The following is a 24829-nucleotide window of genomic DNA, read 5'->3' on the forward strand; positions in this document are numbered from 1 at the left end:
ATCATGCTTCCTCCGTGTCGCCGGTCTGTGCCGGCATCGATAGCGTTACTTCAAACGCCGCGCCGCGCCGCGCCCAATGCACGCCCGCTTCGTGGCCATACGCACCGGCCAGGCGCTGGCGCACATTCTCCAGGCCCACGCCGTTGCCGCGCGCCGGCCCCTGATCCGCATCGACGGGATTGCGCACGGCGATCTGCAGCAAGCTGCCTGCGCGCCGGACCTCGATGGCGATCAGGCCGCCCTCCGTCAAGCCGCAGATACCATGCTTGACGGCATTTTCCACGAGCGGCTGTATCAGCATGGGCGGCAACAGACACGCCAGCGCGGCAGTGTCGATGCTTTCCGCCACCTGCAGGCGCGCGCCGAAACGCACTTGTTCGATGGCGAGAAAGTGGCGGATCAGCACGAGTTCCTCTTGCACGGTGATGTGCTTGTGCGCTTCCAGGCTCAGGCTCTGGCGAAAGAAACTGGCCAGTTGCACCGTCATCTGGCGCGCGCCCGCCGCATCGATAGACGTCAGGGCGCTGATGGAGTTCAGACTGTTGAACAGGAAATGCGGATCGATCTGCGTGCGCAGCATGCGCAGTTGCGCTTCCTGCGCCATCAGCTGCGCTTCCAGGCCTCGCTGCTCGGCCATCCTGGCACGCACGAATTCGAGCAGCAGATAATGGACGGCGGCGGCCAGGCAATACAGCAGCGCGCCCAGGCCGAAGAACAGGGCCAGCAGCGATGGCGTCAGGTTCACGCCCAGCCAGTGCTGTTCCGTCAACAGGCTGACGCTGTTCAAAAATTGCAGCAGGGTCGCCCACAGCAAGCCCGCGAACAGGGCCGCCACGCCCATCACGCTGGCAATGGCGAACGGATGGCGGGCGTGCAAGGGATAGGCGCGGCACAAATAAAACGCGGAAAACCCCGAGCCGATCGCATACACGAGCGTGGCGGGTACCACCAGCAGCATCGCATTGAGCCAGGGCGCGTGCGCCACCCTGGCCAAGATGGAGGCCAGGGCCAGGCCCAGCGCGATGCAGACCAGGAACACCACCACGGCGCCGCGCCGCTTCGACAAGGGTCCGGACATGCGCGCCTAGTTGCGGATTTCCAGGCCGCCCATGATGGCGTAGCCCGTCACGTACAAACGCTTGTTCTGGTTCGGCGGCACGATGGTCTTTTCTTCGAAGCCGCCAAGGATGGGCGTGCCCTGCAGGACCACGCTCCAGTCGGGCGGGATCTTGATGGTGACGCCGCCGCACAGGGCAAATACGTTGAGCACGGCTTCGCCTTCGATCGATGCCTGGCGCAAGTCGATTTCGCAGCCGGCCATGATGACGTTGATATCGCCGCCCCTGAAGCGCTGCGACGACACGCGCCGCACATAGCCGCCCAGGATGGCCGTCACTTCGATGATGCTGTCGTCGTCCGCCTGGGCGCCGGTACCGGGCGCCGCAGTGGCACCAGCGACTTCCTTGTCGAGCGATACGGCGCCATTGCGGGCCTGGCCGAATGCATCAGGCGCGGCGCTGGCATCGGGCGGCGCGGCAAAGTGACGGCGGCGCTGCCGCTGCCGCCCGCCAGGCAGGGATTTCGACACGACGGCCACGCCGGCGGCAATGATGAGCAGCGGCCACAGCATGCTCCAGTTGATATAGAACAAGCCCATGGCTTTCAAGGTCCAGCTCAGGCCCAGCAAGACCATCACGCCGCCGACGATGTAGCCGGAGCGGGAATGGCTTTGCGATATTTTCAGCAAGCCGAAAATGATGAGGATGGTGGGCCAGAAGCGGAAGGTATAGCGCACATTGATGAAGCCGAGGTTATCGAGCAGGAACAGCAGCCCCAGGCCGATGACGATGACGCCCAGCACGATCTGCGATGGCGAGTGCAGCGGCGGTCTATTTTTCATGCTCGGACTCCCGGTAGGCAATAAAATGTTTGTTCAACAGCGGTTCGAGCACGAGGCCCACGCCCCAGGCGATCAGCAAGGCGGGCCAGCTATTGTAGAAATTCAAGTTCCACAGTTCTTCATACGACACATACCACCAGGCGGCGAAGAAGATCAGCCACAGGCCGCTCAGCACCTGCTTGGCGGACACGGGCGTGAGCAGCTTGTTGAGGCCGAAGACGGCCAGTATCACTGGCCAATAATGCCATAGTGCATAGTAGTCATGGAGATAGATCACATCGAGCCGGTCCAGCAGGATGATGGCGCCGATGGCGATCAGCAGCACGCCCCACAGCAGCTGGGTACGGCGGTAATACGCTGGTTCAGGTTTCACGGTCACCCCTTGAAGTTGGTTGATCGTAAAGATACGCGGATTTCGGGCGCGCGAAAACAGCGCTTCGGCGAATGGCGGACAGGTGGCGGTGAATGGCGCAACGGCAGAAACAACAGCCAAAAACAGGCAAAAAAAAGACCGGCTAGGCCGGCCTTGAAGGGGTTCGCAGCACACACCGCGACCTGGAGTTGCAGTGCACAGCCGCAGAGCGCAAACGGCGCCGGCGGCGGAAATCTGGTGCCGATCCTTGAGGCGACCGGCTGACCTGCTGGAAGATCGAACATGCCGCCAACTTCACGGCAGTGCGTCTCAACCAAGCAAAGCCATCATACTCCCGATCGCAAAACAGCACCGTTCGCTAGCGCACACTGGTGCGGTTTTGCTGAGCTGCATCAACCGGCGGTGGCGTGCGGCGGCTTAAGCATATCGTTCTCGATCCACTCCAGCACGGACGGACCCTGCGGCTGCCAGCCCAGCAGCTTGCGTGCACGCTCGCCGCGCACGCGGCTGTTGGAGCCGAGGCCGTAGGAAGCCATCTCGTAGCCCCATTCGGCAATCGCTTCCGGCAGCGGCCAGTCCTGCGCAGGTCCCAGGTCCAGTGCGGTGGCGATGGCGGCCGTCATGTCGCGGAAAGCCGCTTCGCCCGATTCAACGAAGTAAAACGTGCCGGCCGGCGACTTTTCCAGCGCCAGCAGATACAGGCTGACGACATCGTCGACGTGCACGTTGGACCAACTATTGCGGCCCGGCCCCACGTGGCGCACGATGCCGCTCTTGCGCGCCTGTTTCAATAAGCGGGGCAATTGCACGCTGTCGCGCGGCAAGGCGCCGTGGCCGTAGATCAGGGTGTTGCACAGCACGCTCGCGCGCACGCCCTTGCCTGCGCTGGCCAGCACCAGGTCATCGATGGCGACCCGGGCCGCCTTGTCAGCCGTCGGTGCCGGCAGCTTGTCTTCAAAGTAAATCTGTTCCGTACCCTCGCCGCCCGACGCATCGCCCACGATGGACGAGCCGCTCGTGTGCAGAAACACCTTGTTGGTGCCGGCCAGCGCTTCAAGGATCGCCTCGACGGCGCCCCGGTGGTCGCTGCTGGCCGCATTGATGACGGCGTCCGCCGCCTTCGCCTGCTCGATGAGCAATGCGCGGTCGTTCAAATCGCCGTGCACGCCCAACACACCGATGGTGGCCAGCTCGGCCACCTGCTCTGGCTTGCGCACGAGGCCCGTCACCTGGTGGCCGGCGCTCACGAGGCCCGCCGCGATGGAACTGCCGATGAAACCTGCCGCGCCTGTCAAGAAAATCTTCATGCTTCACTCCTGTCTGGTTAGATTGCTGTCAATCACACCAGTCCAGTATGCCCGCTTTCGTCTTTCGCAAAAAGCGGCCACACGGCAAAAGATCTATGACTTTGAGGCAACAATCTTCTGTTTCAGCTGCAGGGCGGCGATGTAACGGCTCCGGTAGGCGGGATCCTCCGGCGTGAGCAAGGTGAGCCTGTCGCGCGCGCGCGTGGCGGCCACATAGAAACGGTTTTCCTCTTCCAGCGGGTCGGTCTTGCTGCGCGGGAATTCGTCGACGGCCAGGTAGGGCAAGATCACATGGTTGTATTCGAGGCCCTTGATCTGGTCGATGCAGGCGATGACCAGCTTGGCCTTGCCGGTCGAGACCGTCACGGCCTCTTCCATCTCGCCCAGCCAGCCGGCAAAGCCGCCCAGCGCCACGCCCGCTTCGCTGCACACGGCGATAAAACCGTGCAGGGAGCGGGCGACAACCCGCGCCTGGGCCGGATCGACGTAGATGCGGCGCGCCGTCTGTTCCAGCTGCATCAAGCCAAAGATGTGCTGCAGCGCGTCACCCGCCAGCGCATCGGGAGGCAGCGCACGCAGATAATCGACGGCGGCCAGGGTCAGCGCCGCCTTGTCCTGGTTCTGCGACTTGGCCAGCTGGTTCGTCAAGAAGCCTTCCAGCAAGTCGGGATAGTTGGCCACGTCGGCCTTGGCTTGCTGCAGCTCCGCGCGTGTAAACGGGATTTCCGCGAACGCCACCAGGGCTTCGAGGATCTCGCCGCGGCGCGGGCCGCTCTTGATCGCATGCAAATCCTTGCGGGCGATGGCAACCATGCCGCGCAGCATCAGCACTTCCAGGCTCAGCAGATAGCTGTTCATGTCCACCAGGCCATACGCGATGCCGCTCTGGAACAGCGCCGTTTCCACGCGGATGGCCTGGTCGCGGTCGCGCAGCAAAATGGCCGTCGTGCCCGCATGCGCGTGTTCGAGCGCGGCGATCAGCTGGGCGCTGCACGCCTGCGGCTGCGCGTGGTCATATTCGAGCAGCTCGATGTGGGTGGCGCGCGTGAGAGCCGACACGCTGGCCTTGTTTTTCAGCACGCCCACGGCCTGCGCCAATTGCGGGCCGTAGCGGTAGGATGCCGTCAATGGCAAGCGCTGCAAGGTGGGGAATTCCTGCTCGAAGCGCTGGCGCAGGAAGCGGTGGTCGGCGCCCGACCACGTGTAAATGACTTGATCCTTGTCGCCGGCGCCGCAGAAAAACGCGTTGCCGCGGCGTATCAGCATGGTCAACAGGCGGAACGACGCTTCATTCAAATCGTGCAATTCATCGGCCACGATGATCTGGAAGGCCGGCAATTGCTGGCGCAGCGGCTCGTCGCCGTCGAGCATGCGCACGAGGTCGTAGGTGGCGTCGAACGGTGCGCGGAACTGGATGTCGCCCGTGTCGGCGCCGCGCAAGCCTTCATATTCGCGCAGCCACAGGTAATGCGTGCGCGACATGCCCAGCAGCTCCAGGTTGTCGTCCAGGGAATTGCTCTCGAAGTCAGGATTCTGGAAATCGAGGCGCGCCTTGGTGCGCAGCTGCAATTTCAAGAATTCGGCGATGGCCCCGTTCGTCGTGTTGATTTCCAGCGGATAGCGGTGAGCATATTTTTCCGACACGACTTCCAGCGCTTCCCAGGCAATCGGGCGCAGCTCTTCATCGCTGCGCATGGCTGCCACCTGCATGTTTTCCAGCTGCAACAGCACCTTGGCGGCAAAGGCGTCGAAGGTGTCGACCGTCAGGCGCTTGACGACACCGAGCGGCACACCCACTTCCAGCAGGCGCTGGCGCAGGGCCACGCGCGCCGCTTCCGTGAAGACGAGGGCCAGCATGCGTTCGGGCGCGCGTCCCCGGTGCAGCGCTTCGGCCAGGCGCAGGGCCAGGGTCGTCGTCTTGGCCGCGCCGGCATTGGCGTCGATCAAGACCACCTTCTTTTGCGCCGTCTGGATGGCGACCTGCTCCGGCGTGGGCGTGATGCGTTTGGGAATGAACTGCGGGGCGTTATCTGTACTCAAAAGAATTCCTGAAATGGTTGCTACTCTCTGCGCCGTTACCAGGCGCAAGTGCGCAGGCCGGCAAAGACGTCGCCCCGTTCGGGCGCGTGGAAAGCGCGCATGCGGGGCGAATGCAGGCGCGGCGGCGTGGCGAAGGCGGCGCCGCGCAGCACCTGGTGCTGCATGAAATACGGCGCCGAATATTCGCGCCAGGCATCGACCGCAAAGCCCGGATACGGTTCGAACGGCGTCGCCGTCCACTCCCACACCTGGCCCCAGTGGAAGCGCGGGTGGCCGGACAGCGCAGCATACTCCCATTCCGCCTCGGTCGCCAGGCGGCGCCCCGCCCAGGCGCAGTACGCCTGCGCTTCATACAGGTTGATATGGCGCACGGCTTCATTCGGCGGCAAGGTCGTGCGCTGGCCGAAACGCATGGTGCGCCATTGTGTCGCTTCGCGCAGCCAGTACAGGGGCGACGAGCGCTCCTGCTGCATCAGCCAGGCGCTGCCGGCCGCGCTCCAGAACTGGCGGTTCTGGTAGCCGCCGTCGGCGACAAAATCGGCAAACTGGGCGTTCGATACGGCGCAGGCATCGATGGAAAACGGCGGCACGTAGCAGGCATAAGGCGGCGATTCATTGTCGAAGGCAAACCCGGCCCCGCGCGGCGAGCCCAGTTCGATGGTGCCACCTGGAAAAGCGATCTCGCCCGCCCCTGGCGGCAAAGCCGGGCTGGCAGCCAGCAATTCCGGCGCTTCCAGGCCCAGCCATTGCAAGCCGGCCAGCATTTCCTCGCCACACAAGTCTTCATGCGCCAAGGCCAGCCGGTACGGCGCCAGGGCGCTGTCGACATTCGCTTCGCGCGACAGTTTATCGAGCACCCGGTCGAGCACTTCGCGGCAATAGGTTTTCACGGCGCCCGGGCTGGGCAGTTCCAGCTTCCAGCGCGCGCGGTGCGCCACCATATTGGCGTCGAACAAGTCGTCGCCGCGCGTCAGCAGCGAGTTATAAATGGCGTCGGCCGGATGGCTGGAAGCGGCTTCGCGCAGGATGAACCACTCGGCAAACCAGGCGATCTGTGCGAGTTGCCACAAGGGCGGATTGAGGCGCGGATGACGGGGCATGCCGGCCACCACGTCCAGGCCGGCAGTAACGTAACAGTCGAACAGCGATAAAGTAGTGTGGCGCGCAGCCTGCAGCGACTGGGCCAGTTGTTGCGCGCCGGCGTGGCGAAAAGAGGTGTTGATTAAAGTCATGGCCTGATTGTAACGACTTATGCCAACCTTGCACTAGTCGCAGAGGAAACAGGGAAGAAGTCCTCCCCTTCCCTCGCTTACTTGACCAGCAACTCGCCCTGCAGCGGCGTGACGACGGACTTGGGCATGCTGACGATGAAGCTGCTGCCCTTGTCGGCCACGGACTGGATAGCCAGCGTACCGCCATGGCGCAGCAGCACGTGCTTGACGATGGCCAGGCCCAGTCCCGTGCCCTGGGTTTCGCGCGAACGGCTCTTGTCGACGCGGTAGAAACGTTCCGTCAGGCGCGAGATATGCTCCTGGCTGATGCCGATGCCCGTATCTTGCGCGATGAATTGCGGTCCGGCCGGCCCATCCTGCCAGCGCAGGGTGATGGTGCCGCCCGCCGGCGTGTAGCGCACGGCGTTCGACGCCAGGTTGCCGAATGCGCTGTACAGCTCGTCGTAGCTGCCCAGCACGTCGGGGCCGTCGCATTCCATCGTCACTTCATGCTTGCCTGCCGACAAGCCCTTGGCGTCGCGCAAGACTTGCTGCATCAGTTTCTTGATATCCACGGGCTCGGGGCGCAGCGGGTAGTCGACCGACTCCAGGCGCGACAGGGTCAGCATGTCCTCGATCAGATGCTGCATGCGGTGGCCCTGCTCCGTCATCAGCTTGAGGTGGGAGGCGCGCGTGGTGGCGTCCAGATCCAGCTCGGCGGAAGCGATTTCCAGGAAGCCGACGATGACGGTGAGCGGCGTGCGCAGTTCGTGCGACGCGTTGGCGATGAAGTCGCGGCGCATCATTTCGATGCGTTCCGTCTCCGTCACATCGTGCGTGACGAGGATCTGGCGGCGGTTCTCGAATGGAATGATTTGCACGATCAGCTTGCGGTTGCGGAAGGTGATCGTCAGCGGCTGGTCGTAGCGGCCCAGGATGATGTAATCCATGAACTCGGGGCTGCGGATCAGGTTGGTCACGCGCATGCCTTTGTCGCGCTCGTGCGTGAGGCCCAGGTGTTTCTCGGCAGCCGGGTTGCACCATTCGAGGAACAGCACGTCGTCCATGATGACAACGCCATCGGGCAACAGGTGCATGGCCTGGCGGAAACGCGCCAGCCATTCCGTCAGCTCGGCCTGGTTTTTCTCGTCGTCGCGGCGCATGCGGTACAGGCGCGCGAAAATGCTGGTCCAGGCGCCCCAGCCGTCGGGCAGCTTGGCGCTTTGCGGATTGTCCAGCCAGTTACTCAGCTGGAACAGATACGACAGCTGCACGAACACCATCATGGCCATCAGCACGAAGGCGATGCCCAGCGCATACGTGGCGCCAAACAGATACCAGACGACGGCCACGCCCAGCAGCGCCAGCACCATGCGCAAGGCGGCCGGTACCCAGAACAGCAATTTCGGATTCATAGAGGCTAGCTTTATTTTTCAGACAACATGTAGCCGACGCTGCGCACGGTCTTGATCAGGCTTTCCGCCTCTTTCAAGGCTTTGCGCAAGCGCAATACGTGGACATCGACCGTGCGTTCCTCGATCACCACATGGTCGCCCCACACCTTGTCGAGCAGCTGGCTGCGCGAAAACACGCGTTCCGGATGGGCCAGCAGGAATTTCAGCAGCTTGTATTCGGCATGGCCGATATCGATCTTCTGTTCATCCATCATCACGGTGCAGCTGACGGGGTCCAGGGCCACGTTGCCGGCGCGCATGGGCGCCTGCGCGTGTTCCGGACTCTTGCGTCGCAAGAGAGCCTTGGCGCGGGCCAGCAGCTCGCGCGGCGAGAACGGCTTGGTGACGTAATCGTCGGCCCCGCTGTTCAGGCCGGCCAGCTTGTCTTCTTCCATGCTCTTGGCGGTGAGCATGATGACGGGGATGGCGGCGAAATTGCGGTCGGCGCGGATGCGCGACAGCAGGCGCAAGCCTGTTTGATCCGGCAACATCCAGTCCAGCAGGATCAGGTGCGGCGTGCGGTGCTGGATGAATTCCCAGGCATCGGCGACGTTTTGTACGGAACAGCAATTCCAGCCGGATTCGCGCAGCGAATAGGTCACCAGTTCAACGATGGCCGGCTCATCTTCAACAATCAATACCGTGGTTTTATCAGATGCCATAAAGCTTACTCAGGGAGCTCCTCGGAAATGGCGGGAGCAGCCACCTTGGTGTGGCGGATGTCCTTGCCTTCAACCACGTAAATCACGTATTCGGCGATGTTTTTCGCATGGTCGCCGATCCGTTCGATGGCCTTGGCCACCCACAGGGTATCGAGCGCCGCCGAAATCGTACGCGGGTCTTCCATCATAAAGGTAATCAGGTTGCGCATGATAGACCGAAACTCATGGTCGATGATGGCGTCTTGCGCAATTAATTGTAATGCCTGTTTGCCATCGTTGCGCGCGAATGCGTCGAGCGCGTCGTGCAGCATGTCGGTGGCCGTATTGGCAATGCCGCGCACCATCTCGTAGTGATTGACGACGCCGTTGCCGCGCTTGTGCAGATTCTTCGCCACGCGGGCGATTTTGGTCGCCTCGTCGCCTACGCGCTCGAGGTCGGTAATCACCTTGATGGTGGCCATGATGGTGCGCAAGTCGTTGGCGGCCGGCTGGCGGCGCACGATCAAGTGGCTGCACGCGTCGTCGAGCGACACTTCGAGCTGGTTGACGACGTCGTCTTCGCGCATCACGCGGTCCGCGCGCTCGGCATTGCCGATGCGGAAACACGTCATCGCGTCGAGGAACTGGGTTTCAACGATGCCGCCCATCAGCAGCACTTTCGAGCGGATCGCTTCGAGTTCGTTGTCGTATTGCTTGGATGAATGTTCGCCTATCATGCTGTCTCTCCGTATTCAGTTGTTGTGTATGCGCGGGGCGGATCAGCCGAAGCGGCCCGTGATGTAATCCTGCGTTTCCTTGCGGGCCGGATTCATGAAGATCTGGTCCGTTTCGCCGAATTCCACCAGCTCGCCCAGATACATATAGGCCGTGTAGTCGGAGCAGCGCGCCGCCTGCTGCATATTGTGCGTCACGATGGCGATCGTGTAATCCTGTTTCAGTTCGCTGATCAGTTCTTCCACCTTCGAGGTCGAGATCGGGTCCAGCGCCGAGGTCGGCTCATCGAGCAGCAAGACGTCAGGCTTGACGGCCACGCCGCGCGCGATGCACAAGCGCTGCTGCTGGCCGCCCGACAGCGACAGGCCGCTCTTGGTCAGCTTGTCCTTGACTTCGCCCCACAGCGCCGCCTTTTTCAGGGCCCACTCGACGCGCTCGTCCATCTCGCCCTTCGACAGGTCTTCATACAGGCGCACGCCGAAGGCGATGTTGTCGTAGACGGACATGGGGAACGGCGTCGGCTTCTGGAACACCATGCCGACCTTGGCGCGCAGCATGTTGACGTCCTGGTCCGCGTCGAGCACGTTGCGGCCGCGGTACAGGATCGAGCCTTCCGCGCGCTGGCCCGGGTACAGGTCATACATGCGGTTCAGCGTACGCAGCAGGGTCGACTTGCCGCAACCGGACGGGCCGATGAAGGCCGTGACCTTCTTCTCGTGGATGTCCAGGTTGACGTTATGCAAGCTTTGCGTTTTGCCGTAAAAAAAGTTCAGGCCCGAAATCTCGATGGTTTTTTTCTTTGGTGCCAGGTCTTGTGCTGGATTCATTTGCGTATTCATATGGGTTCGCTTCGCTCGGTATCTGTTTAATTAGGGACTTTTTGGCTGAACACGGTGCGCGACAGGATATTCAAGGCCAGCACGCTGAAGGTGATCAGCAGTGCGCCGCCCCAGGCCAGCGAGCGCCAGTTGTCGTACGGGCTCATCGCAAACGATGCGATGACGGACGGCAAGTTGGCCATCGGCGCATTCATGTTGAAGCTTTGGAACTGGTTATTCAGGGCCGTGAACAGCAGCGGCGCCGTTTCGCCGGCGATGCGGGCCAATGCCAGCAGTACGCCGGTGATCACGCCAGCCTTCACGGCGCGCAAGCGCACCAGGGTAGCGACTTTCCAGCGCGGCGCGCCGAGGGCAAACGCGGCTTCCAGCAGGCTGTTCGGCACCAGACGCAGCATATTGTCCGTCGTGCGCACGACCACGGGCACGGCGATCAGCGACAGCGCGATGGCGCCCGCGTAACCGGAGAAGTGTTTCACGTGGGCCACGTACAGCGCATACACGAACAGGCCGATGACGATCGATGGCGCCGACAGCATGATGTCCGTCACAAAACGCGTCACTTGCGCCAGCTTGTTTTCTTCGCCGTATTCGGCCAGGTAGATGCCGGCCAGGATGCCGATCGGGGTGCTGACGACGGTGGCCAGGCCCACCATCAGGGCGCTGCCGACGATGGCATTGATCAAGCCGCCGCCTTCGCTGCCGGGAGCCGGCGTCGTTTGCGTGAACAGGTCGATGGACAGCGCGCCGAAACCCTTGATCACCAGGGTGAACAGAATCCACACGAGCACGGCCAGGCCCAGGGCCATGGCGGCCACCGACAGGGCGATGCCGACACGGTGCATCAGCAAACGCTTGCGGTAGACAGGGTTCATGGCCGGCTTGGCCGGAGCGTCGAGAGTGCTTACTTGGCTCATTTCGTGCCTTCCTTGCGGGACATGCCAGCCAGCATCAGCTTGGCGGCGGATAAGACGATAAAGGTGATGACGAACAGGATCAGGGCCAGCGAGAACAGCGAGGATACGTGCAGCGCCGATTGCGCTTCGCCAAATTCATTCGCCAGCAGGGAGGTGATGCTGTTACCGGCGGCAAACAGCGACCACGACAGTTTATTCGCATTGCCGATGACGAAGGTCACGGCCATGGTCTCGCCCAGCGCGCGGCCCAGGCCCAGCATGACGCCGCCGACGACGCCGGTCTTGGTGTATGGCAAGACGATCTTGCGCACCACTTCCCAGCGCGTGCAGCCCAGGCCGTAAGCGGATTCCTTCAGCACGGCAGGAACGATCTCGAACACGTCGCGCATCACGGAAGCGATGAAGGGGATGATCATGATGGCCAGCACCAGGCCGGCCGTCAGCAGGCCGATGCCCATCATGGGGCCGCTGAACAGCTGGCCGATGACAGGCACGTTGCCGAGGGTAGCTTTCAGGATGGGCTGGACGTGGTCGGCAAACAGGGGCGCGAACACGAACAGGCCCCAGATGCCGTAGATGATCGATGGCACGCCGGCCAGCAGCTCGACAGCCGTGCCCAGCGGGCGGCGCAGCCAGGCCGGGCAGATTTCCGTGAGAAACAGGGCAATGCCGAAGCTGACGGGAAAGGCGATCAGCAAGGCGATGACCGACGTCACCAGGGTGCCGATGATGGGGATCAGGGCGCCGTACTGGTCATTGACGGGGTCCCATTCCGCGGACACGATGAAATGCAGGCCGAAGGTCTTGAAGGCCGGTATCGATTCCATGATCAGCGAAATGATGATGCCGACTAGGACGATCAGCACCGACAGGGCGAACAGCATCGTCACCTTGTGGAACATGAAATCCTGGAAGCGCTGCTTGCGCATGGTGGAAAGCATTTGCGCGTGACTGATGGAATCGGTCATGGTGCCGCCTGGCATGGGGATCGTGGAGGAGGTAGATTGTGCGCTCATAGTGTGCCATATGGGTGGTACTGCAGGTACTGCTATTTTTATCGTGCTCTTTTAGCCGGGAACGCCTGCAAGGGCTTGCGGGCGGTCCTGGCTAACTCCCTGCCCCGCCGTGCTGCTGGCGGGGCAAGGATGAATGACTCAGGCTATGCGATTAGTAGATCGACTTGCCGGAAGAATCTTTCAGGTTGGCTTTCCACGATTCCTGCACCAGTTTCACAACCGATGCCGGCATCGGCACGTAGTCCAGTTCAACGGCAGCGGCGCCACCGTTCTTGTAGGCCCAGTCGAAGAATTTCAGGACTTCTTTGGCCTTGGCTGCGTCAGCCTGGACTTTGTGCATCAGGATGAACGACACGCCCGTGATAGGCCAGCTGTTCTTGCCAGCCTGGTCGGTCAGGACCACGCCGAAGCCTGGGGTTTGCGTCCAAGGTGCCGAAGCGGCTGCTGCCTTGAAGTTTTCGTCGTCAGGCTGCAGGAAGTTGCCGTCCTTGTTTTGCAGCTGGGTGTGCGACATCTTGTTTTTCTTGGCGTAAGCCCACTCGACGTAGCCGATCGAACCCTTGATACGCTGCACGTTGGCGGCGACGCCTTCGTTACCCTTGCCGCCCACGCCCACGGCCCATTTCACAGCCGAGCCAGCGCCGATTTTCGATTTGAATTCCGGGTTGGTTTTCGACAGGAAGTCGGTGAACAGGAACGACGTGCCCGAACCGTCGGCGCGGTGCACCACGGTGATTTCCGTGTCCGGCAGCTTGACGCCACTGTTCAGTGCGGCGATTTCAGGCGCGCTCCACTTGGTGATCTTGCCCAGGTAGATGTCGGCAACGACTTTACCCGTCATTTTCAGCTGGCCTGGGGTTACGCCGTCCAGGTTGACGATCGTGACCACGCCGCCCATGATGGCCGGGAACTGCATCAGGCCCGCTTCTTCCAGCTCTTCCGCCTTCAAAGGCATGTCCGAAGCGCCGAATTCAACAGTTTTTGCCTTGATTTGCTTGATGCCAGCGCCGGAACCGACGGACTGGTAGTTCAGGCCATTGCCCGTGTTGGCTTTGTACGTCTCAGCCCATTTGGCGTAGATCGGGTACGGGAAGGTTGCGCCAGCACCTGTCATATCTGCCGCCATGACGGAAGCGGAAGAAAATGCCATCGCTGCCGAAGCACCCACGACGATAAATTTGAACATTTGCTTCATTTGCATATCAAGTCCTCAGGGTTGTTGGGGCTCAAAGTCCCGGTTGAATGCTGCGCAGTCTAGCAAGCGAATATGACAGCTTTATGACATGGCCAAAAAATCCTGAAATAATTGCCTACGCCCCGGGGATTGCCATTTTCGGCGCGAAAAATGACAGGACCGGCGACGCTTTATGACAGCTTATGTCACGCTTACGTCATATTTCATGATTACACTCACAACGCGTCATACATGATGAAATACGGCTAGAATTAACTATCTGCAAAGACAAAAGAATATGAAACCTGAACTGCACACGGAAGTGACCAAATCGGGCATCCTGCTTGACCGCGAGTTGTCGCAACTGACTTTCAACCGGCGCGTGATGGCCCAGGCGGAAGACCCGAACATTCCGCTGCTTGAGCGCCTGCGCTACCTGTGCATCGTCAGCAGCAATATGGATGAGTTCTTCGAAGTGCGCGTGGCCAGCCTGCTGGCGGCCGGCAGCATCGGCGGTTCGCTGGCCGGCCACCCTGCCCTGGCGGCCAACCTGGAGCGCATCGGCAAGGAATGCCATGCGCTGGTGGAACGCCAGTACGAGATATTAAATAGCGAAGTCTTGCCGGCCCTGCGCGAAGCGGGCGTGCATTTGCTGCGCGATAGCGACCGCAACGAGGCGCAGCGCGCGTGGGTCAAGCAGTATTTCGACCGCGAAGTACGCCCCCTGCTGACGCCCATCGGCCTCGACCCGGCCCACCCGTTCCCGCAAGTAGTCAATAAAAGTCTCAATTTCATCGTCTCGCTGAGTGGCAAGGATGCGTTCGGCCGCGGCACGGCGATCGCCATCGTCAAGGCGCCACGCGTCTTGCCGCGCGTCATCAAGCTGCCGGACGAGATTTCCGGCGATGGCGTGTCCTTCTGTCTATTGTCTTCCGTCATCCATGCGCACATTTCCGACCTGTTCGCCGGGCGCGAAGTGATTGCCTATTCGCAGTTCCGCGTCACGCGCGACAGCGACCTGTGGGTGGACGAGGATGAAGTCAAGAATCTGCGCCAGGCCCTGAAAGGCGAGCTGGTCGGCCGCCAGTTCGGCACCTCGGTGCGCCTGGAAGTGGCGCGCAATTGCCCGCCAGAATTGTCGCAATTCCTGCTCGACCAGTTCAGCCTGGATCAAAGCCGGCTGTACCGCGTCAACGGCCCCGTCAATCTGGTGCGCCTGTCGGAAATGATCGACCACGTCAAGCAGCCCGAGCTGCGCTTCCCGCCGTTCTTCCCCGGCCTTGCCCACAAAGCCATCGGCAACGACATCTTTGCCGCACTGGGCAAGCACGACATCCTGCTGCACCACCCCTACCAGTCGTTCCAGACGGTGATCGACTTCATCCGCAGCGCTGCCTACGATCCGTCCGTCGTCGCCATCAAGCAGACGATCTACCGCACGGGCATGAACTCGGACCTGATGGAGTCGCTGATCACGGCGGCGAAGATGGGCAAGGAAGTGACCGTCATCGTGGAATTGATGGCGCGTTTCGACGAAGAGGCCAATATCAACTGGGCCGACAAACTGGAACAGGCGGGTGCACAAGTCGTGTACGGCGTCGTGGGACTGAAAACCCATGCCAAGGTAGCGCTCGTCATCCGCCGCGAAGAAGGCGCGCTGCGCTTCTATGCCCACTTGGGCACCGGCAACTATCACCCGACGACGACCAAGCTGTACACGGACTTCGGTTTGCTGACGGCGAACCAGGACCTGGCCGTGGAAGTCAATGAAGTCTTCATCCACCTGACCAGCCTGACCAAGCCGCACAACCTGAACCACTTGTGGCTGGCGCCGTTCGGCCTGCAAAGCGAGATCATCAAGGCCATCCGCAACGAGGCGAAGATCGCCAGATCCGGCCGGCGCGGGCGCATCATCGTGAAAGTCAACGCGCTGGTCGACGAATCCGTGATCCGCGCCCTGTATGCGGCCTCGACCGATGGCGTGAAGATCGACCTGATCGTGCGCGGCGCCTGCACCCTGAAGCCGGGCGTGCCTGGCCTGTCGGAAAACATCAAGGTGCGCTCCGTGATCGGCCGCTTCCTCGAACACAGCCGCATCTATTACTTCCGCAACGACTTGGCGCACGATGTCTACCTGGCCAGCGCCGACTGGATGAGCCGCAACCTGTTCCGCAGGGTGGAAGTGGCGTTCCCCGTGCTTGACCGGGCGCTGAAACGGCGCGTGATCGCCGAGGGCTTGAATCCGTATTTGAAGGATAATACAAATGCATGGGAACTGGAGCCGACCGGTCATTACGCACGCCGCAAGCCGCGCGGCAAGCAAACGCCGTTCAGCGCCCAGCAATACCTGATGCACACACTGGGCACGCCGGGCGCGGAGGTCGGCGAATAGGCAATTCAACACAGAGGAGTACAGCATGGATCTCATCTTGTGGCGACACGCAGAAGCCGAGCCGGGCGTCCCCGACCTCGAACGCGCCCTGACCGTCAAAGGCCAGAAACAGGCGCGCCGCATGGGGGAATGGCTGGCCTCGCAACTACCGGAAAATTGCCGCATCCTCGTCAGCCCCGCCCTGCGCACCCTGCAAACGGCGGAGGCGCTGGGGCGCAAGTTCAAGCTGATGCCGGAACTGGCGCCCGGTGCCGAGGCGGAAGACATCCTGAAGGCGGCCAACTGGCCCGGCGGCAAGGAAACCGTGCTCATCGTCGGGCACCAGCCCACCCTGGGCCAGGCGGCCGCCCTGCTGCTGACGGGCGAGGAACAGGAATGGGAAATGCGCAAGGCCAGCGCCTGGTGGTTTTCGCAGCGCGAGCCAGGCGACCCCGTCAGCATCTATTTGAAGGCCGTGATGGCGCATGACCTGGTGGTGAAGTAAGGGTCGTGAAATAAGGGGGCGATGCGGGGAAATGCGCAAAAAGTGCGCTGGGACAAATACTAGTGGCGTTCGCAACTCAGCAGCCTTGTAAAGCGCTGCCGATCTGCTAGAGTTTAATTGCATCAACTACGTGCAAGAGCCCTGCTCCCGCACATTGAGCAACCCAGCGGACAGCCGTCCAACGGCGGCTGAAAGACCATGTTAATTACCTTCCTCGTTTTTCTCTTCATCGCCATCTTCGCCGCCATCATCGGCTTTGTCGCCTTTGAACTGGTCGAAGAAATGCGCGGCAGCCACCATAAGCTGATGGACCGCTATCACGAGTAGCGCTCACCTCGGCACTATCGCATGGCGCCAGCGACGGCCAAACAGGCCCGTCCCTCGCGCCATCATCGTTTTTATACTCCCGTCTTACACTCCCGTTTTAAACTTCGTATAGATGCGCGTCATCAAGCGGCGGATATCGGCCGTGGTCGCTTCAGGCGCGGCCATGCGCTGCTTGTCGGCGTCCGACAGGAAGATGGCCTTGTTCTCGCCGATGTCCTTGCGCACATATTTGATGCTGGCCAGATTCGGATTCGCATAAAACACCTTGTTGCTCAGGCTGGCATGCACTTGCGGGCGCAAAATATAGTTGATGAACAGGTGCGCATTGTTCGGGTGCGGCGCGTCGGCCGGGATGGCCATGGTGTCGAACATCAAGGCGGCCGTCTTCGGCACCAGCACCTGGATCACGTTGCCGTTCTTCGCATCGATGGCGCGCTGGCGCGCGATATTGATGTCGCCCGACCACCCCAGCGCCACGCAGACGGAGCCGTTGGCCATGTCATTGATGTAGCCTGAGGAGCTGAACAGGGTCACGTAGGGACGGATCGCCTGCAGCACCTTGCCCGCCTCCTGGTAATCGGCGGCCGTTTTCGAGTACGCGGGCTTGCCCAGGTATTGCAGGGCGGCCGGCAGCACTTCCGACGGCGAGTCGAGGAAGGATACGCCGCACGATTTCAGCTTGGCTGCATATTTCGGATCGAAGATCAGTTCCCACGCGTTGTCGGGCATGGGCATGCCGCCCAGCGCGGCCTTGACCTTGTTGACGTTGATGCCCACCGTCGTGTAGCCCCACAGCCAGTCGACCAGGTAATCGTTGTTCGGGTCGATCTTCGACAGCTTGGCCTGCAGGTTCGGGTCCAGATTGCCCAGGTTCGTCAGCTTGCTCTTGTCGAGTTTACGCAGCAGGCCCGCATCGATCTGCAGGCGCGCCCACTGGGCCGTCGGCACGACGATATCGTAGCCGGACTTGCCCGCCACCAGTTTCGCATTGAGGATTTCGTTATTGTCGAAAACGTCGTAGCGCACCTTGATGCCCGTTTCCTTCTCAAAATTCTTGATCGTATCGTCGCCGATATAGTCCGACCAGTTATAGATGTTCAGGACCTTCTCTTCCTGAGCCTGAGCGTGCGCAGGCAAAGCCAGTACGGCCGCCGCCAAGGCCAATCCCACTCCAATGCGCCGCCCTGCTTGCCATGTGTTTGCCATCGTACCGCCTCCGGAATTAGTCAGAAAATAGTGACGATGATAGCAAGAAGGGCGCGATCAGGTCTAGCCTGATCGCGCCCCTGCTTTAGATTATCCCGATGTTAGCTTGTGCCAACACCCCACAGCGTAAAACTGGGGTCAGACCCGACGGGTCTGACCCCGGCACTTTGCCGTTGGGGTAAAAATTACACCTTATCCAGCCCCACCTGCGCACCCGCAAACACCAGGTTGCCGTTCTGGGCGTCGATGCGGATCTCGTCTTTCGGGCCGAACTTGCCTTCCAGGATCAGCTTCGACAGCGGATTTTCGATCTGCTGCTGGATCGCCCGTTTCAGCGGACGGGCGCCATACACCGGGTCGTAGCCCGCTTCGGCGATTTGCTGCAAGGCCGCGTCGGTCAGGCTCAGCTGCATGTCCATGCGCGCCAGGCGTTCTTCGAGAATCTTCAGCTGGATCTTCGCGATCGCGCCGATGTTTTTCTCGTCGAGGCCGTGGAACACGACGATTTCGTCGATGCGGTTGACGAACTCGGGACGGAAGTGCGAGCGTACCTCGGCCATCACGGCCAGCTTCACGACACCGGGATCATCGCTTTCCATCGCCTGGATTTTATGCGAACCCAGGTTCGAGGTCATGATGATGACGGTATTCTTGAAGTCCACCGTGCGGCCCTGGCCATCCGTCATACGTCCGTCGTCGAGCACTTGCAGCAGCACGTTGAAGACGTCGGCATGCGCCTTTTCCACTTCGTCGAGCAGGATCACGCTGTACGGCTTGCGGCGCACGGCTTCCGTCAGGTAGCCGCCCTCGTCGTAGCCCACGTAGCCTGGTGGCGCGCCGATCAGACGGGCCACGGAATGCTTCTCCATGAACTCGCTCATGTCGATGCGGATCATCGATTCTTCCGTATCGAACAGGAAAGTGGCCAGCGCCTTGCTCAATTCCGTCTTGCCGACGCCCGTCGGCCCCAGGAACATGAACGAACCATACGGACGGTTCGGATCGCTCAAGCCGGCGCGCGAGCGGCGGATGGCGTCAGCCACGGCCGTGATCGCTTCATCCTGGCCCACGACGCGCTCATGCAGCTTCTCTTCGATGTGCAAGAGCTTGTCGCGTTCGCCCTGCATCATGCGCGACACGGGTATGCCCGTCGCGCGCGACACCACTTCGGCGATTTCCTCGGCGCCCACTTCCGTGCGCAGCAGCTTCGGCTGGTCGGGGTCGAGTTTCGGCATGCCGCTGTCAGCCTGCTTAAGCTGGGCTTCCAGCTGCGGCAGCTTGCCGTACTGCAGCTCCGACACTTTCTGCCAGTTGCTCTCGCGCGTGGCCTGCTCCATCTGCAGCTTGACGTTTTCGATCTCTTCCTTGATGTGCGTGCTGCCTTGCACCACGGCTTTTTCCGCCTTCAGGATTTCCTCGAAGTCATTGTATTCGCGCTGCAGCTTGACGATCTCTTCCTCGATCAGGCCCAGGCGGCGCAACGACGCTTCGTCCTTTTCCTTCTTGACGGCTTCGCGCTCGATTTTCAGCTGGATCAAGCGGCGTTCCAGCTTGTCCATCACTTCCGGCTTCGAATCGATCTCGATCTTGATCTTCGCCGCCGCCTCGTCGATCAGGTCGATCGCCTTGTCGGGCAGGAAGCGGTCCGTGATGTAGCGGTGCGACAGCTCGGCGGCGGCGATGATGGCCGCGTCCGTGATCTCCACCTTGTGGTGCAGCGCGTATTTATCCTGCAAGCCGCGCAGGATGGCGATCGTCGCTTCCACGGTCGGCTCGTCGACAAGCACCTTCTGGAAACGGCGTTCCAGCGCGGCATCCTTCTCGATGTACTTGCGGTATTCGTCGAGGGTCGTCGCGCCCACGCAATGGAGCTCGCCGCGCGCCAGCGCCGGTTTCAGCATATTGCCCGCGTCCATCGCACCTTCGGCCTTGCCCGCGCCCACCATGGTGTGCATCTCGTCGATGAAGACGATGGTTTGCCCTTCATCCATGGCCAGTTCTTTCAGCACGGATTTCAGGCGTTCCTCGAACTCGCCGCGGAATTTCGCGCCGGCCAGCAAGGCGGCCATGTCCAGCGACAGTACGCGCTTGCCTTTCAGGGACTCGGGCACTTCGCCATTGACGATGCGCTGCGCCAGGCCTTCAACGATGGCCGTCTTGCCCACGCCCGGTTCGCCGATCAGCACGGGATTGTTCTTGCTGCGGCGCTGCAGGATCTGGATGGTGCGGCGGATTTCATCGTCGCGGCCGATCACAGGGTCGAGCTTGCCCTTGCGCGCCCGCTCCGTCAGGTCCAAGGTGTATTTTTTCAGGGCTTCGCGCTGGCCTTCGGCCTCTTGCGAGTCGACCTTGTTGCCACCGCGCACTGCGTCGATGGCCGCTTCCAGTGCCTTGCGGGTCAGGCCGTTTTCACGCGCCAGCTTGCCGCAGTCGGACTTGTCGTCCGTCATCGCCAGCAAGACCATTTCGCTGGACACGAACTGGTCGCCCGCCTTTTGCGATTCCTTGTCGGCCAGGTTCAGCAAGGCCACGAATTCGCGGCTGACCTGCACGTCACCGCCCGTGCCCGATACCTTGGGCAAGCGTTCGATCGAGGCGCCCAGGGCTTTCGACAGGCCGCCCACGTTGACGCCGGCACGCTGCAACAGCGAGCGGGCACCGCCGTCGTCCTGGTTCAGCAGGGCCGTCAGCAAATGGACTGGTTCGATATAGGGGTTGTCGTTGCCCACGGCCAAGCTTTGCGCATCGGCCAGGGCTTCCTGTAATTTGGTAGTGAGTTTGTCTTGTCGCATGAAAAGCGCTCCCGGTTAATTAGTTGTTAACCAAATTGGGGTGAGAGAGTACTTTTCAAGCATACACAAAGCAGAAAACCGATGCATTTGGGCAAAAGCTACGGTGCGGGACCCGTACGATTCAAATGGCGCTTGCTTTTGCCGCCCACTTGTTTAACGCCGTCTCGTCGCTGTCGCGCGCATCGACCCAGCGCGCCCCTTCGGGCGTGTCTTCCTTCTTCCAGAATGGCGCTTCCGTCTTCAGGTAGTCGATGATGAATTCGCAGGCGGCGAAGGCCTCGCCCCGGTGGGCGGACGAGACCGCCACCAGCACGATCTGCTCCTGCGGCAGCAGCGGACCTACACGGTGGATCACAAGCGCGCCGGACAGGGGCCAGCGGCCCCGCGCCTGCTCGACGATGGCCACGATGGACTTTTCCGTCATGCCCGGATAGTGCTCGAGTTCCATGGCGGCCACGTCCAGTCCTTCGTTCATGTCGCGCACCGTGCCGACGAAGCCGACGACGGCGCCCACCTTGGGGTTGCCTGCACGCAATTGTGCGATTTCTTGACTCAAGTCAAAATCAGCCTGCTGGACGCGGACGATGGTACTCATTTGACGTTGCCTCCGATACGGCGCAGCAGGGTTTCGATGCGGCTGGCCGTGCGCGCATCGGTGGCGGCGGCAATCGCGCACAGCTGCATCAGCTGCGACGCTTGCGTGAGCGGCTTCTGGCCCGATTTCAGCGACGATTGCAGCACTTCCACCTGCATTTTCAGGCGGTCGCGGGCAAATTCGGCGCCGCTGTCGACGCCGGCGACGATTTCCAGGCGCAACACTTCATCGAGCAAGCGCTCCTGGTTGGCCTGCAATTGCCGCACGTAGGCGGCGCTGCCCTCGCCCAGCGCGGCCTGGGCGGCGGCAAAGCGCTGCTGCAGGCTGCGTTCGTATTGTGCGTCGAGCGGCGGCAAGGCGCTCCAGCGCTCGCTCCATGCTTGCGCATCGGTGCCGGCGCCATCAGCCAGTGAAACTTCCAGCGATTGCACCAATCGCAGCTTGTCGCGCAAGGCGTTGGCTTGGGCCGCGCCAGCCCGTTCGGCGATGGCGTCCGCCTGCGCCTGCACGCCGGCGACGGCCGCCTGGTAGCGCTGCTCGATCTTCGCTTCGCTGGCGCGCGGCACGGGACCCGTGGCGTTCCATGCGGCGCGCGTGTCGCGCAGCAAGTGGTTGATGAAGGCGGTGCGGCTCTTGTCGTCGCCCTCGGGCACGACGGCCGTTTCCAGCGCGGCGCACAGCGCTTCGCGCGCATGCAGGTGTTCGCGGCGCTCGTGGTCGGCCGCGTGGGCCGTTTCCTTGCGCTTGGCGAAGATGTCGTCGCAGGCGGCGCGGAAACGCTGCCACAGCGCCTGTTCCGCGCGGCGTTCGAGCGGCAGGGCTTTCGCCAGTTCCTGCCATTTATCCTGCAAGGCTTTCAGCATGTCGACCGTGTTGCGCTCTGACGGCTTGAGCAAGCCCACTTCGACGATCAATTGTTCGCGGCGCGCCGTCTCGATCTGGCGCTGCGTATCGAGCGGCTTCGACAGGGCGTCCAGCGCGGCGCCAAATTCCGCGTCCAGGCGTTTCTTTTCCTTGCGGTCGATGGTGCCCAGGCGCGTCCACGCCTGGCGCAAGCGCTGCGAGGCGGACGCGACGTGTTTCCAGTCGGTACTCTCCTCGGCCGCCAGGGCCGCCGTTTCCGCGATCAATTCCTGGGCCTTGGCCGCATTGCCGTGGCGCTCTTCGGCCAGCTGCTTGAAATGCTGGGCCGCCGGCGCATAGGCCACGCTGCAGGCCGCGTCGAAACGTTCCCACAGGGACTTCGGTGCGGGACCGGACAAGGTGTCGAGCGACTTCCAGCGCTCGCGCAGGCTGCCCACTTTCTTGGCCAGCTCGGCCATTGGGAGTTGCTGCGCCGGCAATTCCTCGCCCGCCTTGACCAGTTCCTCGCGCGACACGTTGCCGCCCCAGCGCGCCCAGTCGGCCAGGCGCTTAAACTCTGCGCGCACATGGGCCAGGCGGTCCGCTTGCGCCGGCGTCAAACGGCCGTGCTTGGTGTCGCGCAAAGTCTTGTCATGTTCGGAAGCCACGTGCAGCAAGCCATCCTGCAGCGCCGCTTCCATGGCGTCGAGCACCTTGAAGAATTGCTCCGTCGCTTCTTTCGACACGGGCGCGTGTTCCTGGCGCGGCTTGCGCGGTACAGGTACAGGCTCGGCATGGGCCGCTGCGGCCTCTGGCACCGCGTGCACGGGCGCCGGCGCGCTGGCCAGCACGGCCGCAAATTGCTGCTGCAAGCTGTCGGACAATGGCGACTCGGGCAGGCGCGGCAAAGCTTGCCAAGCGCGTTTCAAGACATCCACGTCCAGAGTGGCGGCGTCCTGCGCCTGCCATTCTGCCAGCGCGGCCTGGCGTGCGTCGAACACGGCCTGGTGCTGCTGCAGCGCTTGCAAGGCGGACTGCGCCTGCTCGCGCGCCTGGATGAAATCGGTTTCCAGGTGTTTCGGCAAGGAGGCACGCTCGGGCGATTGCGCATGCTGCGCATGTTCCGCGTCGAGGCGTGCCAGCGCCTGCGCCAGCTCGCCGGCGGACTGGCCGCTGGCAGCCAAGGCGCGCGTGGCGGCAACGGCGTCGATCACGGCGCGCTGCAGCGCCACTTGCGCTTCCAGGCGGGCGGCCAGTGCGGCGCGCGCGGCGGCAAACGCCGTCGCCAGCTCGGGCGTGGCCTTGATGACTTGCCATTGGCGGTCCAGCTCGGCAACCTGGTTCGGGCTCAGCTTTTCATCGTTCAACAGGCGCTGTGCCGTGTCGATGCTGGCCTGGGCGCGTTGCGTCTCGGCTGCCTGGTGGCGGATCAGGTCGATGCGGCCCTGCATCAGTTTGGCAACGCGGCGGTCCGTGTTGCGCATGGCGTGGTGGACTTTTTCCAGCAAGGGCAAGGCATGGACGTGTTCGGCCGCGATCAGGCGGGCATCGGCAAATTCGCTGGACATGATGAAATCGGCAGCGGCGGCTTCGTCGCCGGCCACGGCATGGGCACGCGCAACCTGTTCGGCGCGGCGCGATGCGCTCTGCGCCGAGGCGGCGGCCTGTTCTGCCACGGCAGGATCGGGTGCGGCAGTCTTGCTGGCAGAACGCTTGAAGAGAAATTCGAACATGACGGGTTTCGCGTGGATCAAAACCACCATCATAACAAAGCCCGGGGTATTGCATCGGACAGGTATGTACAAGTTACCAATTGAGTAACACAGTGATTAGCACAGTGAGTAACACAGCATTTCCCCCATGGGAGCGCCAGCGCAAAATCAGGGCGGCGCCCCCGGCGCAGGCGCGAGAACGGGGTGTGCGCTCGCTCCCCGTTCAAGCCTGCGCGCGCAGCGGCTGCGGCGGCACGGGCGACGCGGACTCTGTGCCATCCTCTATCGTTTCGGCGCTGCCGCCGGCTGCCGGCAAAACAAAGGGCAGCACCTGCGCCTTGCCGCGGCGCGCTTCCTGCGCGCGCGCGTCATGGGCGAGGAACTGGTAGGCGATGGCAAACCACGTTTCGCCGACGATGACCTTGCGCGCCAGCGCGAACAGTTCGCGCTCTTCTTTTTCCAGGCGCTGCAGCAAGGCCGCGCAAAAGGCGTCGATGGCCGCGCACAGCTGCTCGGCCTGCGATTCGGAATGGTCGATGGCGGCGCCCGCGCGCTGCTGCACGACGTTGATGCTTTCCAGCGCCGCATGGTTCAAACCGTTGAGCTCATTGAGCAAACCGTCCGCATGCGGCGCGGCCTGGCGGATGGCGGGGATCAGATACATCTCCACCTTGCGCCAGTAGCCGCCCTGGTACAGCCGGCTCAGCCAGTCGCCCGCATACTGCAGCTGGGCCAGATTGAGCCGGCTTTGGTGGCGCAGCTGCACATGCATGTATTTCTGAAAAGCCAGCAGACTCATGCGGATGCTGGCCTGTTCCACCGACAGGGAAACCAATATATATGTTGCCGTAAGCATGCACTCACTCCCGAAAAT

General features: G+C 62.1%; 22 protein-coding genes. 3 read left to right on the plus strand and 19 right to left on the minus strand.

Annotation, left to right across the window (positions count from 1 at the left end):
• Nucleotide 1 precedes the first annotated feature (1 nt).
• The 14 genes from KO538_RS23370 to pstS form a co-directional block, all read right to left on the minus strand.
• Nucleotides 2-1078: a sensor histidine kinase gene (locus tag KO538_RS23370; protein WP_070304186.1), complete on the minus strand. Its 1077-nt coding sequence runs from the start codon at nucleotides 1076-1078 to the stop codon at nucleotides 2-4.
• A gap of 6 nt (nucleotides 1079-1084) precedes the next feature.
• Nucleotides 1085-1900 (minus strand): LiaI-LiaF-like domain-containing protein, encoded by an 816-nt coding sequence (locus tag KO538_RS23375; protein ID WP_219329801.1) that lies wholly within the window; start codon nucleotides 1898-1900, stop codon nucleotides 1085-1087.
• Entirely contained in the window at nucleotides 1890-2273 is a 384-nt protein-coding gene (locus KO538_RS23380) for a LiaI-LiaF-like domain-containing protein (protein WP_034755139.1), read from the minus strand. The genes KO538_RS23375 and KO538_RS23380 overlap by 11 nt, the downstream gene beginning before the upstream one ends.
• A gap of 2 nt (nucleotides 2274-2275) precedes the next feature.
• Nucleotides 2276-2557, minus strand: coding sequence for a hypothetical protein (locus tag KO538_RS23385; RefSeq protein WP_175560504.1), 282 nt, complete (start codon nucleotides 2555-2557; stop codon nucleotides 2276-2278).
• Nucleotides 2558-2665: 108 nt separating this feature from the next.
• The gene (locus tag KO538_RS23390; RefSeq protein ID WP_219329802.1) at nucleotides 2666-3580 is read right to left on the minus strand and encodes an NAD-dependent epimerase/dehydratase family protein; all 915 of its coding nucleotides are present in this window, start codon (nucleotides 3578-3580) and stop codon (nucleotides 2666-2668) included.
• A gap of 93 nt (nucleotides 3581-3673) precedes the next feature.
• Complete coding sequence (locus KO538_RS23395; protein ID WP_219329803.1) at nucleotides 3674-5620, minus strand: UvrD-helicase domain-containing protein; 1947 nt, start codon at nucleotides 5618-5620, stop codon at nucleotides 3674-3676.
• 35 nt (nucleotides 5621-5655) lie between these two features.
• Entirely contained in the window at nucleotides 5656-6852 is a 1197-nt protein-coding gene (gene senA, locus KO538_RS23400) for a selenoneine synthase SenA (protein WP_257620534.1), read from the minus strand.
• A gap of 77 nt (nucleotides 6853-6929) precedes the next feature.
• Nucleotides 6930-8246, minus strand: a complete 1317-nt coding sequence (gene phoR / locus KO538_RS23405; RefSeq protein WP_034755076.1) for a phosphate regulon sensor histidine kinase PhoR — start codon at nucleotides 8244-8246, stop codon at nucleotides 6930-6932.
• An 11-nt stretch (nucleotides 8247-8257) separates the two neighbouring features.
• Nucleotides 8258-8947, minus strand: coding sequence for a response regulator (locus tag KO538_RS23410; protein ID WP_034755074.1), 690 nt, complete (start codon nucleotides 8945-8947; stop codon nucleotides 8258-8260).
• A 5-nt stretch (nucleotides 8948-8952) separates the two neighbouring features.
• Nucleotides 8953-9663 (minus strand): phosphate signaling complex protein PhoU, encoded by a 711-nt coding sequence (phoU, locus tag KO538_RS23415; protein ID WP_034755071.1) that lies wholly within the window; start codon nucleotides 9661-9663, stop codon nucleotides 8953-8955.
• Nucleotides 9664-9705: 42 nt separating this feature from the next.
• Nucleotides 9706-10488 carry a phosphate ABC transporter ATP-binding protein PstB gene (gene pstB, locus KO538_RS23420; RefSeq protein ID WP_373631409.1) on the minus strand — a complete coding sequence of 261 codons (783 nt, stop codon included), beginning with the start codon at nucleotides 10486-10488 and terminating at the stop codon, nucleotides 9706-9708.
• Nucleotides 10489-10526: 38 nt separating this feature from the next.
• Nucleotides 10527-11414 carry a phosphate ABC transporter permease PstA gene (gene pstA / locus KO538_RS23425; RefSeq protein ID WP_034755067.1) on the minus strand — a complete coding sequence of 296 codons (888 nt, stop codon included), beginning with the start codon at nucleotides 11412-11414 and terminating at the stop codon, nucleotides 10527-10529.
• Entirely contained in the window at nucleotides 11411-12382 is a 972-nt protein-coding gene (gene pstC, locus KO538_RS23430) for a phosphate ABC transporter permease subunit PstC (RefSeq protein WP_235194289.1), read from the minus strand. Before pstC ends, pstA begins: the two co-directional genes overlap by 4 nt.
• A 199-nt stretch (nucleotides 12383-12581) precedes the next feature.
• Nucleotides 12582-13631: a phosphate ABC transporter substrate-binding protein PstS gene (gene pstS, locus KO538_RS23435; protein WP_070304181.1), complete on the minus strand. Its 1050-nt coding sequence runs from the start codon at nucleotides 13629-13631 to the stop codon at nucleotides 12582-12584.
• Between the two features lie 271 nt (nucleotides 13632-13902).
• On the opposite strand from pstS, the gene ppk1 reads away from it, so the two are divergent.
• The 3 genes from ppk1 to KO538_RS29515 all read left to right on the plus strand — a co-directional run bounded on the left by ppk1 (nucleotide 13903) and on the right by KO538_RS29515 (nucleotide 16807).
• Nucleotides 13903-15996, plus strand: a complete 2094-nt coding sequence (ppk1, locus tag KO538_RS23440; protein ID WP_219329804.1) for a polyphosphate kinase 1 — start codon at nucleotides 13903-13905, stop codon at nucleotides 15994-15996.
• Between the two features lie 25 nt (nucleotides 15997-16021).
• Nucleotides 16022-16480, plus strand: coding sequence for a phosphohistidine phosphatase SixA (gene sixA, locus KO538_RS23445; RefSeq protein ID WP_034755059.1), 459 nt, complete (start codon nucleotides 16022-16024; stop codon nucleotides 16478-16480).
• A 198-nt stretch (nucleotides 16481-16678) separates the two neighbouring features.
• The gene (locus KO538_RS29515) at nucleotides 16679-16807 is read left to right on the plus strand and encodes a hypothetical protein (RefSeq protein WP_256267160.1); all 129 of its coding nucleotides are present in this window, start codon (nucleotides 16679-16681) and stop codon (nucleotides 16805-16807) included.
• Between the two features lie 84 nt (nucleotides 16808-16891).
• On the opposite strand, the gene KO538_RS23450 is transcribed toward KO538_RS29515, so the two are convergent.
• From KO538_RS23450 to KO538_RS23470, 5 genes are all read right to left on the minus strand, one after another.
• Nucleotides 16892-18013, minus strand: a complete 1122-nt coding sequence (locus tag KO538_RS23450) for a polyamine ABC transporter substrate-binding protein (RefSeq protein ID WP_034755057.1) — start codon at nucleotides 18011-18013, stop codon at nucleotides 16892-16894.
• Between the two features lie 185 nt (nucleotides 18014-18198).
• The gene (clpB, locus tag KO538_RS23455) at nucleotides 18199-20805 is read right to left on the minus strand and encodes an ATP-dependent chaperone ClpB (protein ID WP_219329805.1); all 2607 of its coding nucleotides are present in this window, start codon (nucleotides 20803-20805) and stop codon (nucleotides 18199-18201) included.
• A 121-nt stretch (nucleotides 20806-20926) separates the two neighbouring features.
• A complete protein-coding gene (moaE, locus tag KO538_RS23460) occupies nucleotides 20927-21400 on the minus strand; it encodes a molybdopterin synthase catalytic subunit MoaE (protein WP_072454755.1) in 474 nt (157 codons plus the stop codon).
• Entirely contained in the window at nucleotides 21397-23976 is a 2580-nt protein-coding gene (locus KO538_RS23465; protein WP_219329806.1) for a DUF349 domain-containing protein, read from the minus strand. Before KO538_RS23465 ends, moaE begins: the two co-directional genes overlap by 4 nt.
• A 202-nt stretch (nucleotides 23977-24178) precedes the next feature.
• Complete coding sequence (locus KO538_RS23470) at nucleotides 24179-24811, minus strand: hypothetical protein (protein ID WP_219329807.1); 633 nt, start codon at nucleotides 24809-24811, stop codon at nucleotides 24179-24181.
• Nucleotides 24812-24829: the final 18 nt, after the last annotated feature.

The organism is Janthinobacterium sp. NKUCC08_JDC, from assembly GCF_019345575.1.
GTDB lineage: Bacteria > Pseudomonadota > Gammaproteobacteria > Burkholderiales > Burkholderiaceae_D > Janthinobacterium > Janthinobacterium aestuarii.